The sequence below is a fragment of the Methylophaga sp. OBS1 genome, from assembly GCF_026319365.1.
In genome coordinates, this window is sequence record NZ_JAPDMS010000008.1 from 35,380 (window position 1) to 52,425 (window position 17,046).

A 17,046-nucleotide genomic window follows, 5' to 3' on the forward strand; every position below is an offset into this window, starting at 1 on the left:
TGGGAATTAGCATCGCTCGTTTTTAATCCTTTTCAAAGCAGACTCATCTGTACCGGACTGAAAGAGCGACGATGAATGTCGGTCACACCCAGTTCGAGCAGCGCCTGTTGATGTTGTTTGGTTGGGTAACCTTTGTGTTTGGCAAAGCCATAGCCCGGGTACAATGCCTCCAGCTCAACCATCTCACGGTCCCGTGCGACCTTGGCAAGAATTGAGGCAGCAGCAATGGCCGGTTCGGACTGATCACCTTTAATCACGGTCGTAACCGAGCAATTCAAAGCCGGGGCATGAATGCCATCCACCAATACATGTTGCGGAGTAATTGTCAGTGACTCCACAGCCCGCTTCATTGCCAGTAGTGAAGCCTGCAAAATATTGAGTTCATCAATTTCAACCGGCTCGGCCCTGCCGAGTGACCAGGCCAGGGCTTTTTCTTTAATCAATGGCTCAAGCAATTCTCGGCGTTTTTCGGTGAGCTTCTTGGAGTCGGCAAGGCCATGAATGGGATTATCCGGATCCAGAATGACAGCTGCGGTCACCACGGGACCCGCCAGTGGGCCTCGACCTACTTCATCAACCCCGGCGACCAGTACAATCTCAGTCATCCTGCTCATCCAGCCTGTCCAGAATCACCTGCGCGGCATTATCCGACCCACCCGCCGGTCCCAGGGCAGTCAGCACCTGCTGTCGAATATATTCGGCCTGTGACTTAGCCTGTGGATCGGTAAGCAACGGCGTCAGATGCTGGTCCAGATTATCTACTGTGACGTCATCCTGAAGCAGTTCGGTAATGATATTGTCATTAGTGACGATATTGCAAAGCCCGACATAGGGGATTTTGACCAGATGCTTGAGAATCCGGTAACTCATCGGCGCCACGCGGTAAACAATAAGATGCGGTACCCCCATCAGGGCAATTTCCAGCGTCACGGTGCCGGAAGCAGCGACAATCGCATCACAGCTACGGATCACATCATAAAAGTCGCCGGATACCACCTTGATATCCAGCTTGGACTGCTTGAGCATCGGCTGCAGAAATGCTCTATCCAATCCCGGCGCCAGCGGTAATAACACTTCAAGATCAAAATGCCTTTGCTTAATTTTCTCCGCTGTCTGCAGCATGATCGGCAACAGGGCTTCCACTTCGCTACGGCGGCTTCCGGGAAATAAACCTAAAACCCGGTGTTCCGGGGCAAGCTCAAAATGCGCTTTGGCCTGCCCGGTACTGAGATCGGAATGCACGGCGTCGACCAGTGGATGCCCGACACAGCTCACCGGCACGCCCGCATTCTGATACAGGGTTTCTTCGAATGGGAATAACACCGCCATATGATCGACATAACGGCGAATGGTTTTCACCCGGCCCGGCCGCCAGGCCCAGACCTTGGGGCTGATGTAATACAGCACCGGAATGCCCAACTTGTGTGCCTGTTTTGCGAGTTTCAGATTAAAACCGGGATAATCGACCAGGATCAGTAAGTCCGGTTTTTCCCGGCGCAGGCGCTCGACCAGCTGATTAAAGACAGCTTTAATCTCGCGGTAGCGCTTGAGCACTTCTACCAGGCCCATCACCGCCAGTTCTCTGAAGTCGGTAAAAATCTCGGCACCGGCCTGACGCAGCGCATCACCGCCGATACCAGAGACTTCGATCTCCGGGCGCCGGGCTTTGAGCGCGGCAATCATGCGGCCGGCGTGGGCATCACCCGATGCTTCACCGGCAACAATGACAATCCGCTTAGGATCGCTCAAAACTCGTCGGCCTCGAGATAACCGGTTAATTCCAGACCGAAACCGGAGACCCCGGTCAGCTTGGTGGGCGTACCAATGACCCGCATTTTTCTGACCCCGAGATCGGCGAGGATCTGGGCGCCGACACCGAAGGTCCGTAAATCCCAGCCACCCACTGCTGACGGTGGCGTTTCCGCTTCATCTTCCAGTTGGTAACGGGCAATTTTGGCAGCCAGTTGCTTATTCTGTTCGGGCTGACGCAGCACCACCAGCACCCCTTTGCCTGCCTGCTGAATCTTCTGCATGACTTCCGGAATCGGCCAGTGACTGGGGTCACGGACTGAACCTAACAAATCGCCCAGCGGGTCGGCCATGTGTACCCGCACCAGCGTTTCTTCTTCAGCCTCAATATCGCCGTAAACCAATGCCAGATGCACCTGGCCGTTGACTGAGTCCTGATAACTATGCAGCTTAAAATCACCATAATCGGTAGGAAAATCACAGTGTGACAGTTGCTTCACAGTCATTTCATTTTCCAGCCGGTAGCTGATGAGATCGGCAATAGTGCCGATCTTGAGATTGTGGGTCTGGGCAAATTTCTCCAGATCCGGTCTCCTTGCCATGCTGCCGTCATCATTGAGAATTTCGACAATCACCGCCGCTGGTGAGCAGCCTGAGAGCTGCGCCAGGTCACAGCCGGCCTCGGTGTGGCCGGCCCGGGTCAGGACACCACCTGGCTGGGCTTTCAACGGAAAGATATGACCCGGCTGCACCAGGTCATCCGGTTTGGAGTCGGGATTGACTGCCACTTGCACGGTCAGCGCGCGATCGGCAGCGGAAATGCCTGTCGTGACACCTCTAGCGGCTTCAATTGAGACAGTAAAATTGGTCGAATACGGCGTCTGGTTATCGGAGACCATCAGCGGCAGACGCAGTTCACGGCAGCGGTCTTCAGTCAAAGTCAGACAAATCAGACCACGGCCGAAACGGGCCATAAAGTTGATGGCCTCGGGCGTCACCTTCTCGGCGGCCATGATCAGATCGCCTTCATTCTCGCGATCCTCATCATCCATGATGATAACCATCTTGCCCTGTTTCAGGTCTTCGATAATTTCAGCGGTCGAGTTGAGCTCCATCAGATAAATCCGTGTTTTTGCAGGGTATCGTGGCTGATGCCATCCTGTTTCTGTCCCGGCAACAGGCGTTCCAGGTAACGGGCAATTAAATCTACTTCCAGATTGACTACCGTGCCGGTTTTATAATCACTGATGATGGTCCATTCCATGGTGTGTGGAATGATATTGACTTCAAACCAGCCCGGTCCAACCTGGTTGACAGTGAGGCTGGTGCCATCGATACAGATTGAGCCCTTTTCGGCAATATAACGTTCCAGATTGGCCGGCACTTCAAAGCGAAACTTGACCGAACGGGCCGAAGGTTCCATCAGCGCCACCTTGCCCAGGCCATCAACATGGCCACTGACGATATGACCACCAAGCCGGTCTCCGACAGCCATTGCTTTTTCCAGGTTGACCCTGGAGCCTGGCGTTGCCTTACCCAGGCTGGTGCGATCCAGACTCTCGCGCGACACATCAAAGCTGAGCTGTTTGCCCTGGATATCCACCACGGTCAGACAGACACCATTGACAGCAATGCTGTCACCCAGTTTGACATCATCGAGAGCCAGCGTGTCGGCATCGATTTTCAGTCTCAGATCCCCGCCGCTGGGCTGGACTGACTCCACTTTACCCACGGCTGCGATTATTCCGGTAAACATGCTTGTGTTTCCTTTAAAAGGCTTCGTTGTATTCGGGGGTGGCGGTAATACGCCAGTCCTGACCGATGGCCCGCATATCAGTGATATGCAGGGAGATGTTCTGTGCCATGGTTTCCATGCCGGGCAGATGAAACACGCCGCGCGCCATATCGCCCATGATTTTGGGGGCCATGTAAATCACCAGTTCATCGATGAGACCGGCTTTAAGTAAAGCGCCGTTAAGTACGCCACCCGCTTCTACCATCAACTCGTTGATTTCACGCTGAGCCAGCACCGCCATCAGGGCATTGAGATCGATAATATCGCCATCGCCCGGCAACAGCACGGTATCGGTATTGTGCGGTGAGGGTTTATCGACCGCGGTTGCCAGTAACACTCTGTCCTGACTCAGAAGGCGGGCATCGGCGGGTATACGCATCTGCCCATCTACAACAATACGTAGCGGCTGTCTGATTTTCTGTCCCTCAGGATACCAGTCAGAATGACCTTGGTGTGGCCGCACATTGAGCAGCGGATCATCAGTCAGAATCGTGCCGATGCCGGTCAGAATGCCACTACTGCGGGCGCGTAGTTTCTGAACATCATTTCTGGCCTCCGGGCCGGTAATCCATTTACTCTCTCCGGATGCCATCGCAGTGCGACCATCAAGGCTCATCGCCAGTTTGCTGCGGATATAGGGTCGGCCGATACGCATCCGCTGACAGAAACCGGGATTCAGTTTTTCTGACTGGGCACTGAGAATATCGGTATGCACTTCGATACCGGCCTCGCGCAGTCGCTCGATACCGGTGCCGGACACTACCGGATTAGGGTCTGTCATAGACACAAAAACGCGCTTAACCATAGCATTGATTAGCGCTTCTACACAGGGCGGCGTACGGCCAAAATGGCTGCAGGGTTCCAGGGTGACATAACAATCAGCGCCTTCGGCCTTTCCGCCTGCCTGATAGAGTGCATTGACTTCGGCATGGCCTTCACCGGCACGCATATGCCAGCCTTCAGCGATGATCTGATCGTTTTTGACCAGCACACAGCCAACCCGGGGATTGGGGTCGGTTGTATACAGGCCACGTTCGGCCAGTTGAATGGCTCTCGCCATATAATGTTCAGGTGTCGACATGACAATCTCTTGCTGAACCGGTTGCCTCGGCGAATTTTTATTATGCCTGATAACGAAGCCCCTGACGCTATCAGCGAAACGGGTTTATTTCTTATCGGTGTCCGGCTCGGTCTGACTTTCCATCCGCTCGATTTCCTCGCGGAAGGCATTGACGTCCTGGAAGCTGCGATAGACTGAGGCAAAGCGCACATAGGCCACTTCATCCAGTTCCCGCAGGGCATCCATCACCCAGTCGCCCACCAGGCGGCTGTCCACCTCACGTTCCCCGGTCGCCCACAGGCGGCGGGTGATGCCTTTCACCGCAGTATCGACATCATCAATACTGACAGGTCGTTTTTCCAAAGCCCGCATGATGCCGGCCCGCAGCTTGTTTTCATCAAACAACTCGCGGGAACGGTCGCGTTTAATCAGTCTGGGCAGACTGAGTTCAGCGGTTTCATAGGTGGTGAAGCGCTCATTACACTCGACGCACATACGCCGCCGGCGGATGGCATCGCCCTCCGCCGACAGCCGTGAGTCAACGACCTTGGAATCATCAGCACCACAAAACGGACAGCGCATCAGTTAAATCTTAGCTGTAAACAGGCAGACGATCACAAACAGCCACGACCTTGGCTTTCACTTCGTTGATGACGTCGTCGCTGCCTTTGGCTTCAATGACATCACACATCCAGTTCGCCAGGTCACGACATTCCGCTTCCTTGAAACCGCGGGTGGTGACAGCCGGCGTACCGACACGGATACCGGAAGTCACAAACGGTGACTGGGGATCATTTGGTACCGCATTTTTGTTGACGGTGATATGCGCGTTACCCAGCCAGGCGTCGACTTCCTTGCCAGTCAGGCCGGCTTCGATAAAGCTGACCAGGAAAAGATGGTCATCAGTGCCATCAGAGACGACGTCATAACCACGGCTCATGAAGACTTCAGCCATGACGCGGGCATTCTTGATGACCTGCTCCTGATAGCTCTTGAACTCCGGCAGCATGGCTTCTTTGAAAGCGACCGCTTTCGCTGCAATCACGTGCATTAATGGGCCACCCTGGAAACCGGGGAAAACGGCTGAATTCAATTTTTTCTCGATTTCAGGATTGGCTTTAGCCAGAATCAGACCACCGCGCGGACCGCGCAGGGTTTTATGGGTCGTTGTGGTGGTGACATCAGCAATCTGAACCGGATTAGGATACAGGCCTGCTGCGACCAGACCGGCGATGTGCGCCATATCAACCAGCAGGTAGGCACCCACTGAATCAGCGATATCACGGAATTTCTGCCAGTCGATAACACGGGAATAAGCTGAGAAACCAGCGACGATGAGCTTGGGCTGATGTTCTTTGGCCAGGCCGGCGACTTCATCATAGTCGATTTCACCGGTTTCGGTATTGATGCCATAGGACACGGAGTTATAGATTTTACCGGAAGCACTGACTTTGGCACCGTGAGTGAGGTGACCGCCATGAGCCAGACTCATACCCAGAATGGTGTCGCCCGGTTGCAGCAGTGCGAGGTAAACTGCAGCGTTCGCCTGTGAGCCCGAATGGGGCTGAACATTGGCATAATCAGCACCGAACAGTTCCTTGGCACGGGCAATGGCGATATCTTCAACGGTATCAACATGTTCACAGCCGCCGTAATAGCGCTTGCCGGGATAGCCTTCTGCGTATTTGTTAGTCAAAGACGAGCCCTGCGCTTCCATTACACGCGGGCTGGTGTAGTTTTCAGAAGCGATCAGTTCAATATGATCTTCCTGACGCTTGTCTTCGGCTGCAATCGCGTTGAACACTTCATCGTCAAAACCAGCGATGCTCATGTTTTTCTTGTACACCGTAATCCCCTGTGTCTGATATAAAATGGGACCTTATTCTATCTCACAAAGCAGCCGTCATCTATGGCATAGTGACAGTTTTATTCGAACGAGGATTTGCTTGTAGATTATGAAAATCGGATTAATCGGCACAGGCCTGATGGGACAAGCGCTGGCAACGCATTTGCTGGCCGAGAACCAACCGTTGATGGTGTATAACCGCAGCCCGGAAAAGAGCGAAGAATTACAGGAACGCGGCGCCGAAGTGGCAGCCAGCGCACAACAGGTTGTAGAAGCCTGTGATATCTGTCTGCTGTTCCTGAGTGATGCCGAAGCGATTCAGATGGTACTGGACTCGATCGATACGGCTGCTTTCAAAGACACGCTGCTCATCCAGATGGGCACGATTGCCCCCGAAGAATCACGACATTTTGCTGAACTCGTCCACAGCCAGAAAGGCCGCTATCTGGAATGCCCGGTACTGGGTAGTCTGCCAGAGGCCCGCAGCGGCAAACTCATCCTGATGGCCGGTGGTAGTGAGCAGAATTTTAAGACCGCCCTGCCTGTGCTCGAATTGATCGGCAAGGAGCCTCAGCACATCGGCAGCGTCGGTCAAGGGGCCACAGTAAAACTGGCCATGAATCAGTTGATCGCAGGACTTACCGCCAGCTTTGCGTTGAGCTTGGCCCTGGTTGAAAAAGAAGGCATAGAAACCGAACAGTTTATGAAGATTGTCCGTGACAGCGCACTGTATGCCCCGACTTTCGATAAGAAACTCAGCCGCATGCTCGAGCGCGATTTTGATAATCCCAATTTCCCCACCAAGCATCTTGCCAAAGACACCCGTTTGTTTTTGTCTGTGGCTGAGGAGCTGGGACTCGATACCAGCGCCTTACAGGGAATCGAAAGTCTGCTGCAGAAAACCTTGGAGATGGGGCTCGACAATACCGATTATTCGGCACTCATGGCGGCTGTGTCGCCGAAACAGAAATAACCCGTAGACTGATCTTCTCTGGATACAAAAAAGCCCTCTTTCGAGGGCTTTTCTTTAAACCTGAAACAGGTCGCGGCGAATAATCGTCTCGCGGCGGTCCGGGCCGGTTGAAATAATATCAATCGGTACCCCGGCCAGACTTTCCACTTTTTCAATGTAGGCACGCGCATTGGCCGGCAACTGATCATATTCGGTGACACCCAGGGTTGATTCCTGCCAGCCCGGCATATCGACATAAACCGGCTTGCAACCCTCGAACTCATCAGCACTCAACGGCAGAATATCGACCGGTTCACCGTCTTTTTCATAAGCCACGCAGAGACGGATGGTCTCCAGACCATCAAGCACATCGAGCTTGGTCAGACAGAGACCGGTGATACTGTTGATCCAGCTGGCACGATTCAACGCCACCATGTCGAGCCAGCCGCAACGACGGTCACGACCTGTGGTAGAACCTTTTTCCATGCCTTTTTCGGCCAGGTGTTTACCGACTTCGTCGAACAGTTCTGACGGGAATGGACCGCCGCCAACACGGGTGGCATAGGCTTTGGTAATGCCCAGCACATAATCTATGTGGCAAGGACCTACGCCAGCACCGGTAGCGCTGCCGCCTGCGGTGGTATTGGATGATGTCACATAAGGATAGGTACCGTGATCGATATCCAGCAAGGCGCCCTGCGCGCCCTCGAACATCACGTTTTCACCGGCTTCATAATAAGCCTGCAGCATTGCCGGAATATCGGCAATCAGCGGTAGAATGACTTCGCGCATGGCCAGTGTATCTTCCAGCACTTTGTCATAACTGACCGGTTCCACTTCGTAATAATTAACCAGGGAAAAGTTATGGAACTCAATGACTTCTTTGAGCTTTTCGGCAAAGACTTTTTCGTCCAGCAGGTCACCCACACGCAGTCCGCGACGGCCGACTTTGTCTTCATAGGCAGGACCGATACCGCGACCGGTCGTGCCGATAGCGGCTTTACCACGGCGCGACTCACGGGCCTGATCCAAGGCAATGTGATAAGGCAGGATCAACGGACAGGCGGCACTGATTTTAAGGCGTTCACGCACAGGTACACCGTTGGCTTCCAGCTCTGTCATTTCTTTAAGCAGCGCTTCAGGGCATAAAACCACACCATTACCAATCAGACACTGTACATTTTCACGCAGGATGCCCGATGGAATCAGATGCAGAATGGTTTTCTTGCCATCAATTACCAGGGTATGGCCGGCATTATGCCCGCCCTGGAAGCGCACCACAGCGGAGACATTATCGGTCAGCAGGTCAACCAGCTTACCTTTACCTTCATCACCCCACTGGGAGCCAATTACTACAATATTTCTAGCCACGAGTTTGTGTTCCTGTTTCGGTCACTTGCCAGTGACCCGCTTGTTTAATCAATGTATGAGTTGTTGAAATGTCAGTGCCAGGCATTTGATAAATCACCACTTTGCCGTCATTTCGCAGTGAGGCCACCATCTCTTCCAATGCCGGATCATCCTGCCATTCGACGGAGATAGATTCTCCCCGGCAGGCATTATCCGCTGTTGGCAACAAGGTGGCGATTTTTTTCAGGTCCATGCTGAAACCGGTGGCAGGCTGAGCATGGCCAAAATGTTCGCCGATGTCGTCATAGCGGCCACCGGCGGCGATCGATTGGGCAGATCCCGGTTTATAAGCAGCAAATACGACACCGGTGTGATAGTGATAACCGCGCAATTCTGCGAGATCAAAGTTAATCGCAATGTCAGGAATACGCTGAGTCAGCATCTCATTGATACGCATCAGTGTATCCAGGGCTTGCTGAACAGAGTCTGGTGCTTTTGCAAGCTGTTGCTTGGCACTGGCCAGTATGCTGGCATCACCATTGAGTTCAGCCAGTGCCAGTAACATTTGACGGGCATCATCAGCGAGTTGATATTGCGTCAGCAGAGTCTCGATTTCGGCAGCCGCTTTACGTTGCAGCGCAGAGAACAGTTCCTGTTCCTGAGTGGCATCGAGTCCGGCATAGCTGGCAAGACCACGGTAGATACCGACATGACCGATATCCAGTGCCACTGAGCTGACAGCCCCTGTCACCATCAGCAAGTCCACCATTAACTGAATGCTCTCGACATCACTTTCTGGACCGGCATGACCATAGATTTCAGCACCAAGCTGAATCGGATTGCGAGAACTGGCCTGCCCTTCCGGCAAGGTGTGTAGCACACTGCCAATGTAGCATAGACGCAATACATCAGACTGACCGCGCATTTTGTGGGCAGCGATACGGGCCACTTGCGGCGTCATATCGGCACGAATGCCAAGCATACGACCGGACATCTGATCAGTGAGTTTGAAGGTCTGAATGTCCAGGGTTTTGGCGGTCCCGGTCAGCAGTGAATCCAGGTACTCAACCAATGGTGGTACAACCAGTTGATAGCCCCAGCTGCGCATCCGATCAACCAGTGCCCGGTGCAGGCATTCCAGTTGTGAGGCTTCCTCTGGCAACAGTTCATCGATGCCTTCAGGCAGCAGCCAACTCTCTTTGATAGTCATGTCGAGTTAATTAATCCAGTACAAAAAAATCAGGCCGGCGAGCATGCTGAAAAAACCGATCAGACGAACCTGCCTGTCTGGCATCGCGGCCATTTGTAGTAAAGCCCGTTTAAATTTCTGCGGGCTGAGAAATGGCATGATGCCCTCGATGATGAGCATCAATGCCATTGCCACCCAGAGACTGTGCAACAGCTCCGGGTTCACTGCGTAAACTGATCAGCGTCGTTAAAGCGTTTGAAAAAGTCGCCTGTGGGTTCGATAACCAGCATGTCGTCACCTTTAAATACATTCTGATAGGCACTCAAGCGACGATAGAGTGAATAGAAGTCTTCGTTGGCGCCATAAGCATCTGCATAAATTTCGGTGGCGCGGGCATCACCCTGGCCACGAATCTGCTCAGCTTCACTTCTGGCTTCTGCCAGAATAACGGCACGCTGGCGGTCCGCATCAGAACGAATCTCTTCAGCCTTCTCAGCACCCTGTGAACGCAGCTCTTTTGCGACCCGCTCACGTTCCGCTTCCATACGGGTGTATACAGACGTACTCACTTCTGATGGCAGATCAATTCGTTTGATACGCACATTAGAGATGGCGATACCAAATCCTTCTGCAACACGATTGGCTTCTTTCAGAATATCCTGCACCATGCTGACCCGGTCACCAGACACCACTTCCTGGATGGTGCGACGACCAAATTCGCCACGCAGTCCATCCTTGATAATTTGCGACAAACGCAACGCGGCACGTTCCTGATCGCCCCCCATTGAGGTCAGATAAGTGCCAACATCCTCGATGCGCCAGAGTATGAAAGAGTCGACGATCACATTTTTCTTTTCGCCGGTCAGGTACCGCGCAGGTTGCGCATCCAGCGCCATCTCACGCGCTTCAAACTTACGCACATTGGTTACAAATGGCATTTTAAAATGCAGGCCAGGATCAAAGTCAGTCCTTTCTATCTGACCCAGTCTGAGCAGAACGGCTTTTTCACGCTCATCCACAATAAACAGCGATGAGCTCAGGGTGATCAGGGCCAGTACGACCAGCACCAGAATCAGCGTCATACGTGAACTCATTTAGCGACCTCCTCTGCTGCGAACGTCATCACGTGACGCGCTGCTTGATGTGGAACTGTTGTTGTTAGATGAATTCGGATAACTAAATTCATCCAGATTCAGACGGGCCGGATTGCTGCTTGAACCACGCATACGATCCAATGGCAAATACAGCACATTGCTGCCGCCATTCTCAACATCCACCATCACTTTCTGACTACGTGAATACACTGATTCCATGGCATCCAGATAGAGACGTTCAGTGGTGATAGCCGGTGCCTTGTTGTATTCCTGCATGACCTGGGTAAAGCGGCTGGCATCACCCTCCGCCTTGGCCACTACCTGGCTCTTGTAGGCTTCAGCTTCCTGGAGGATACGGAATGCCTGCCCCCTGGCTTTCGGCAGGATGTCATTAGCATAGGCTTCTGCCTGATTGATCTGACGCACTTCGTCCTCACGAGCTTTGACCACGTCGGCAAAGGCTGACTGAACCTGCTCAGGAGGCTGGACGTCCTGCATATTGACACTGGTCACCAACAGACCGGCATCGTGCGCATCCAGCATTGACTGCAGCAGTTGTTCCGTACTGTTGGCAATGGCGCTACGCCCTTCAGTCAGAACGAAATCCATTTTCGAGCGGCCCACGGTTTCACGCACCGCACTCTCCATCATCTGACGCAGAATAATGTCCGGATTTCGTACGTTAAACAGATACTTGGCAGCATCCTGCACCCGATACTGAACCGCGATTTTCAGGTCGATAATGTTTTCGTCCATCGTCAACATCAGGGATTCAGAGGGAATCGAATTGGTGCTGGCGACGCCAGTCGAGCGATAACCGATTTCAGCGGTTCTGATTTCTTCGACGTTAACAATCTCGACCTTGTCGATGGGATAAGGCAAATGCCAGTGCGGCCCCGGCATCGCGGTTGAATGATACTGACCAAAACGAAGTACCACGCCGCGCTCCGGCGCTTCGACAATATAGATACCAGACAGCATCCAGACGATAAATGCAATGAGTGCAATCAGGCCAATACCGAATGAACCCTGTGAGGAACGGTTATTGTCACCTGAACCACCACCTTTACCACCAAACATACCGCCCAGTTTTTGTTGCATTTTACGGACGACTTCGTCCAGATCGGGTGGCCCATCTTTACCACGATTACCCCACGGGTCTTTACCACCGTTGCCGGGTTCATTCCAAGCCATGTAGCTCTCCAAAATGAGAAAAGAGATTTACTTCCAAAACGACTATTTTACGGAGATGGGCGGCATACGCAACCAAAACCCATCCTTAAGTCAGATACTGAGACTCTTCCAAGTGCGGAAAATATTCCTGCAGCGCCTGACGCAGTAATTCAAGGCCCTCACCGGTTCTGGCCGAGAGCCAAATCCTCTCAATGTCACCGTCGGCATTGCGCTCAATTCGCGGCTTCATGCCTTCGACCTTGTCGATTTTGTTGTAGACAATCAACTGCGGCACTTCGTCCGCTTCAATTTGCTGCAGCACATCATTCACATGGTGCATCAGATCATCACGATCACTGGCCGCGCAATCGACGATGTGCAATAGCAGGGCCGCATCACGGGTTTCTTCCAGCGTGGAGCTGAAAGACTCAACCAGATCATGAGGCAATTCGCGGATAAACCCAACCGTATCAGCTAAGATCAGCATTTCTGTATCGTGTAGTTTGACCCGCCGCAACGTGGGGTCCAGAGTGGCAAACAGTCGGTCATCGGCATACACCTTTGCCGAGGTGATTTTGTTGAACAATGTCGACTTGCCGACATTGGTATACCCCACCAGTGAGACCACCGGAATGCCACCACGACTGCGAGAGCGTCTGCCCTGTTCGCGTTGAGAACGGACTTTATCCAGCTTCTTCTTTAAGGTTTTGATCCGCTGCCCCAGCAAGCGTCGGTCAGTTTCCAGCTGGGTTTCACCAGGACCACGCAGACCGATACCACCTTTCTGTCTTTCAAGGTGAGTCCAGCCCCGCACCAGCCGGGTCGACATATGCTGAAGCTGGGCCAGCTCGACCTGGAGCTTGCCTTCGTGTGAACGTGCACGACGCGCGAAAATATCCAGAATCAGTCCAGTCCGCCCCAGAACACGGCATTTAAGCCGTTGCTCCAGATTGCGTTCCTGACTGGGAGACAGTTCATGGTTGAAAATCACCAATGCCGCGTGAGATGCCGCGACATAGTCGGCTATTTCATCGACTTTACCACTACCGGCAAAGTACTTAGGATCGGGGCGGTGTCTTTTTCCCTGAACGATGGCGGCAATATTGGCGCCAGTGCCGCCAACCAGCTCCTGGAATTCCTCCAGGGATTCGTCATAGTTGGGGTCATTGAAGTTGAGATAAACAAGAACAACAGCTTCCTGGTTCGATGAATCGTCAAAAGCGGCCTTACTATCGGGACGATCAAACAATCAATGTGCTCCTATTCTTCCTGACTGTAGTTGACATTACGTGCTGGCACAATCGTGGAAATGGCGTGTTTGTAGACCATTTGATTGACTGAATTTTTCAGCAGAATCACAAATTGGTCGAATGAGTCAATTTGACCCTGTAATTTAATGCCATTAACCAGGTAAATCGAAACGGGGATGTTTTCACGACGTAATGCATTTAAAAATGGATCTTGAAGGGTTTGCGCTTTGGCCATTATCTGCTCCAGATATTGTTATTATTGTTGAAAATCACCTGCCAATGTTTCATTCTAAAAGCCCTAGCGGAATCGTCAAGCATTATTCTGTAATTGTGTGACTTGCATCGTCAGATAATGGTTCACGTCATCCAGCGGCAAGGATTGACCACTGTCAAACCAAACACCATCTTGCTGTGCGCGTAACCAGGTAATTTGTCTTTTCGCCATCTGTCGCGTTGCCACGATCGCCTTGTAAATGAATGTTTCCATATCGCATTCACCACTGAGATAAGACCAGGCCTGACGATAGCCCACAGCACGAATTGAAGGCAGTCCGGGATGGCAATCCTCCCGTTCGAAGAGCCTCTCTACTTCAGCAAGAAACCCTTTATCGACCATCTCTTGGTAGCGTCTGGCAATACGCTCGTGTAAAACTGCGCGTTCGAAAGGCGCCAGAATGATTTTGCATACCTTGTATGGCAACGTTTCTCCCTGCTCTGATGTCAATTCAGTCAGGCTCTTTCCGGTCAGTTGATAAACTTCGAGCGCGCGTTGCAGCCGCTGAGGATCATTCACATGGATTCGGGCGGCTGCAACGGGGTCCACTGCCGCCAGACGCTGATGCAAATAGCCTGTCCCAAACTCAGCGGCCTCGGCATCCAGCTTAGCTCTGACTGACGCATCGGCTGATGGCAGTTTCGACATGCCTTTTTGAAGCGCGTTAAAGTAAAGCATGGTGCCACCGACCAGTAACGGCACTCTGCCACGGGAGGTAATGTCGGCCATCAAAGCCAGCGCATCATCGCGAAAACGTCCTGCTGAATAGGCCTCGGTCGGGTCCAGAATATCAACCAGATGGTGGGGGAACTGCTTAAGGATGTCGCTAGCGGGTTTGGCGGTACCGATGTCCATACCTCGATACACCAATGCTGAATCCACGCTGATAATTTCTACGGGATAACGTTTGGCCAGCTCCAGCGCCAGATCGGTTTTACCCGCTGCCGTCGGCCCCATGATGAAGATGGCCGGCGGCAATGTGTCCTGCATAGCCAGTCCTGTTTAGCCCTGCTTCATCATGTCGAAGAACTCGGCATTGGTCTTGGTCGACTTAAGCCGGTCCATCATGAATTCCATAGCTTCGACCGGTTCCATTTGAGAGATCAGCTTTCTGAGAATCCACAGTTTCTGCAAATCATCTTCAGAAGTCAGCAGTTCTTCACGACGCGTGCCAGAGCGTGTGACATTGATAGCCGGATAAATACGGCGATCAGCCAGCTTGCGTTCAAGCAGCACTTCCATGTTACCCGTGCCTTTGAACTCCTCAAAGATAACCTCATCCATCCGTGAGCCGGTTTCGATCAGCGCGGTAGCGATAATGGTCAGGCTGCCGCCTTCTTCGATATTACGTGCTGCACCGAAGAAACGCTTTGGACGCTGCAGTGCGTTGGCGTCGACACCACCGGTCAGCACTTTACCTGAGGAAGGTGCAACAGTGTTGTAGGCACGTGCCAGACGAGTAATGGAGTCGAGCAGAATGACGACATCATGTTTGTGTTCAACCAGGCGTTTGGCCTTTTCAATGACCATTTCTGCCACCTGAACATGACGCGCTGCAGGTTCATCAAATGTACTGGAAACCACTTCACCACGTACAGAACGCGCCATTTCAGTCACTTCTTCCGGACGTTCGTCGATCAGCAAAACAATCAGATCACTGTCCGGATAATTGGCCGCAATTGACTGGGCCAGAGACTGCAGAATCATGGTCTTGCCGGATTTAGGCGGGGCCACGATAAGACCACGCTGACCCTTACCGATTGGCGCGGCCAGATCAATAATACGTGGGGTTAAATCTTCGGTACTGCCGTTACCACGCTCAAGCGAGTAGCGTTCATTGGCGAACAGTGGCGTGAGGTTTTCAAAGGGAACTTTGTTCTTGGACTTGTCCGGTTTTTCAAAGTTGATTTCTTCAACTTTGACTAGCGCAAAATAGCGTTCACTATCTTTTGGCGGCCTGATTTTACCTTTAATCGTGTCGCCGGTACGCAGGTGGAAACGTCGAATCTGACTGGGTGATACATACACATCGTCCGGACCAGCGACATAGGAGTCTTCCGGGGAGCGAAGGAAACCAAAACCATCTGGTAATAATTCTAAGACCCCGGTAGTGACGACGTCTTCGCCCTGTTTGGAGTGGGCTTTGACTATCGCGAAGATTAATTCTTGTTTTCTGTTCCTGGCGAGGCCCTCTAGATTCATGGAAAGGGCAAGATCCATCAATTCAGCAGCAGACTGCTTTTTCAATTCTGTCAGATTCATGTATTACCTGATTGGGATTTTTTGATATAGAACAACCTTGAGAACGCCACAGTATGGGCGCTGATATGTACTAACGGGGAGGGGTTTTCGAAAAAACTGTTGGCAAGCATAGCAGCTCGGGATCCGGGCGTCCAGTATTTGGGTGAAAATATTCTCTTTTTTGTTGTCTAGACCTATGGCATGTGGCAGGAGCATATATTGTTGCCTGCAAAATGAACCATATGCCGCCCTAGATAACTAACAGGACAATGAACTCACAGCAATCCACTGAAATGAATTTATCTGTTTGAAATGGGTCAGACAAAACAAATGACCAGTAATCAAGAGTATGACAAAAGAGTCCTCGTCCAAGTGTTCGCACTAACAACAATCAGGAAATAAATTGATGACTCAACGACTGCCCACGCCTTACTTCCTCAAGACTTTTCGCAGTGATCAGACTATCAACCACTGGCCTATCCACTTCGCCATTATCCCATCAGCTTCTAATCACCAAACAGAGCAAGAGAGAGAATTACAGCATCTTAGGAAGCATTATTCCTGGGTACGCTGCTTAACCCTACATGATGCTGACGCAGAACACGGACAAAACTGCTGGGCTGTCAACATGGGATGGCAACAGGCTTGCCAGACTGGTATAGAATTCGGTCAGGAAGCAATATTTTATGTTTCTGATAATACCTTATCTGTCACCTTTTGTGATGAGCGCAGGAAACCCTTTATTGTGGATGGATTTTTGAAACGATATCGGGTCCGGGAGAAAAATGTGACCCGCGCAAGCATGTAATCATGAATCCACCCCGAGGTTTGTCTGCATGACATAACTATCAGGGAATGAAAAAGCCTGGCAGTGACCTACTTTATCAGCCACATCCCTGTGGCTGACCCTACGGGCTCCCTTCGGTCGTGCAAAAACATTCCTGATGTTTTTGTCACTCCGTTCAAGTAGGTCACACTTCCTAAATTTCAAATAATAAAAAAGGCCACCCCTATCGGAGTGGCCTTTTCTATTATATTAAAGCCTGGCAGTGACCTACTTTCACATGGGAACT

The 17,046-nt window shown here is 52.0% G+C and carries 18 protein-coding genes; 2 read left to right on the forward strand and 16 right to left on the reverse strand.

Annotated features, from left to right (window positions below):
* Positions 1-32 precede the first annotated feature (32 nt).
* The 7 genes from rnhB to glyA form a co-directional block, all read right to left on the reverse strand.
* A complete protein-coding gene (gene rnhB, locus OMQ46_RS16330; RefSeq protein WP_266238567.1) occupies positions 33-605 on the reverse strand; it encodes a ribonuclease HII in 573 nt (190 codons plus the stop codon).
* Positions 598-1,749, reverse strand: coding sequence for a lipid-A-disaccharide synthase (lpxB, locus tag OMQ46_RS16335; RefSeq protein ID WP_266238568.1), 1,152 nt, complete (start codon positions 1,747-1,749; stop codon positions 598-600). Before lpxB ends, rnhB begins: the two co-directional genes overlap by 8 nt.
* Entirely contained in the window at positions 1,746-2,864 is a 1,119-nt protein-coding gene (gene ribBA, locus OMQ46_RS16340; RefSeq protein ID WP_266238569.1) for a bifunctional 3,4-dihydroxy-2-butanone-4-phosphate synthase/GTP cyclohydrolase II, read from the reverse strand. Before ribBA ends, lpxB begins: the two co-directional genes overlap by 4 nt.
* Positions 2,864-3,505, reverse strand: a complete 642-nt coding sequence (locus OMQ46_RS16345) for a riboflavin synthase (protein WP_266238570.1) — start codon at positions 3,503-3,505, stop codon at positions 2,864-2,866. The genes ribBA and OMQ46_RS16345 overlap by 1 nt, the downstream gene beginning before the upstream one ends.
* Positions 3,506-3,518: 13 nt before the next feature.
* The gene (gene ribD, locus OMQ46_RS16350; RefSeq protein ID WP_266238571.1) at positions 3,519-4,625 is read right to left on the reverse strand and encodes a bifunctional diaminohydroxyphosphoribosylaminopyrimidine deaminase/5-amino-6-(5-phosphoribosylamino)uracil reductase RibD; all 1,107 of its coding nucleotides are present in this window, start codon (positions 4,623-4,625) and stop codon (positions 3,519-3,521) included.
* Positions 4,626-4,709: 84 nt separating this feature from the next.
* A complete protein-coding gene (gene nrdR / locus OMQ46_RS16355) occupies positions 4,710-5,186 on the reverse strand; it encodes a transcriptional regulator NrdR (RefSeq protein WP_266238572.1) in 477 nt (158 codons plus the stop codon).
* A gap of 10 nt (positions 5,187-5,196) precedes the next feature.
* A complete protein-coding gene (glyA, locus tag OMQ46_RS16360) occupies positions 5,197-6,450 on the reverse strand; it encodes a serine hydroxymethyltransferase (protein ID WP_323135171.1) in 1,254 nt (417 codons plus the stop codon).
* A gap of 109 nt (positions 6,451-6,559) precedes the next feature.
* Here glyA and OMQ46_RS16365 point away from each other — a divergent pair, with 109 nt between their 5' ends.
* Entirely contained in the window at positions 6,560-7,423 is an 864-nt protein-coding gene (locus OMQ46_RS16365; RefSeq protein WP_266238576.1) for an NAD(P)-dependent oxidoreductase, read from the forward strand.
* 54 nt (positions 7,424-7,477) lie between these two features.
* On the opposite strand, the gene OMQ46_RS16370 is transcribed toward OMQ46_RS16365, so the two are convergent.
* The 9 genes from OMQ46_RS16370 to rho all read right to left on the reverse strand — a co-directional run bounded on the left by OMQ46_RS16370 (position 7,478) and on the right by rho (position 15,994).
* Positions 7,478-8,773: an adenylosuccinate synthase gene (locus tag OMQ46_RS16370; protein ID WP_266238577.1), complete on the reverse strand. Its 1,296-nt coding sequence runs from the start codon at positions 8,771-8,773 to the stop codon at positions 7,478-7,480.
* Positions 8,766-9,962, reverse strand: coding sequence for an ATP phosphoribosyltransferase regulatory subunit (locus OMQ46_RS16375; RefSeq protein WP_266238578.1), 1,197 nt, complete (start codon positions 9,960-9,962; stop codon positions 8,766-8,768). The genes OMQ46_RS16370 and OMQ46_RS16375 overlap by 8 nt, the downstream gene beginning before the upstream one ends.
* A gap of 6 nt (positions 9,963-9,968) precedes the next feature.
* Positions 9,969-10,166 (reverse strand): DUF2065 domain-containing protein, encoded by a 198-nt coding sequence (locus OMQ46_RS16380; protein ID WP_266238580.1) that lies wholly within the window; start codon positions 10,164-10,166, stop codon positions 9,969-9,971.
* The gene (hflC, locus tag OMQ46_RS16385; RefSeq protein ID WP_266238581.1) at positions 10,163-11,035 is read right to left on the reverse strand and encodes a protease modulator HflC; all 873 of its coding nucleotides are present in this window, start codon (positions 11,033-11,035) and stop codon (positions 10,163-10,165) included. The genes OMQ46_RS16380 and hflC overlap by 4 nt, the downstream gene beginning before the upstream one ends.
* On the reverse strand, positions 11,036-12,229 hold the full coding sequence (hflK, locus tag OMQ46_RS16390; RefSeq protein WP_266238583.1) for an FtsH protease activity modulator HflK: 1,194 nt from the start codon (positions 12,227-12,229) through the stop codon (positions 11,036-11,038).
* 85 nt (positions 12,230-12,314) lie between these two features.
* On the reverse strand, positions 12,315-13,457 hold the full coding sequence (hflX, locus tag OMQ46_RS16395; RefSeq protein WP_266238585.1) for a ribosome rescue GTPase HflX: 1,143 nt from the start codon (positions 13,455-13,457) through the stop codon (positions 12,315-12,317).
* A gap of 11 nt (positions 13,458-13,468) precedes the next feature.
* Positions 13,469-13,693, reverse strand: coding sequence for an RNA chaperone Hfq (hfq, locus tag OMQ46_RS16400; RefSeq protein ID WP_266238587.1), 225 nt, complete (start codon positions 13,691-13,693; stop codon positions 13,469-13,471).
* Positions 13,694-13,768: 75 nt separating this feature from the next.
* Positions 13,769-14,722: a tRNA (adenosine(37)-N6)-dimethylallyltransferase MiaA gene (gene miaA / locus OMQ46_RS16405; RefSeq protein ID WP_266238588.1), complete on the reverse strand. Its 954-nt coding sequence runs from the start codon at positions 14,720-14,722 to the stop codon at positions 13,769-13,771.
* A gap of 12 nt (positions 14,723-14,734) precedes the next feature.
* The gene (gene rho, locus OMQ46_RS16410) at positions 14,735-15,994 is read right to left on the reverse strand and encodes a transcription termination factor Rho (protein ID WP_266238589.1); all 1,260 of its coding nucleotides are present in this window, start codon (positions 15,992-15,994) and stop codon (positions 14,735-14,737) included.
* Positions 15,995-16,379: 385 nt separating this feature from the next.
* Between rho and OMQ46_RS16415 the strand changes: the two genes are divergently transcribed.
* Positions 16,380-16,781: a hypothetical protein gene (locus OMQ46_RS16415; protein ID WP_266238590.1), complete on the forward strand. Its 402-nt coding sequence runs from the start codon at positions 16,380-16,382 to the stop codon at positions 16,779-16,781.
* Positions 16,782-17,046: the final 265 nt, after the last annotated feature.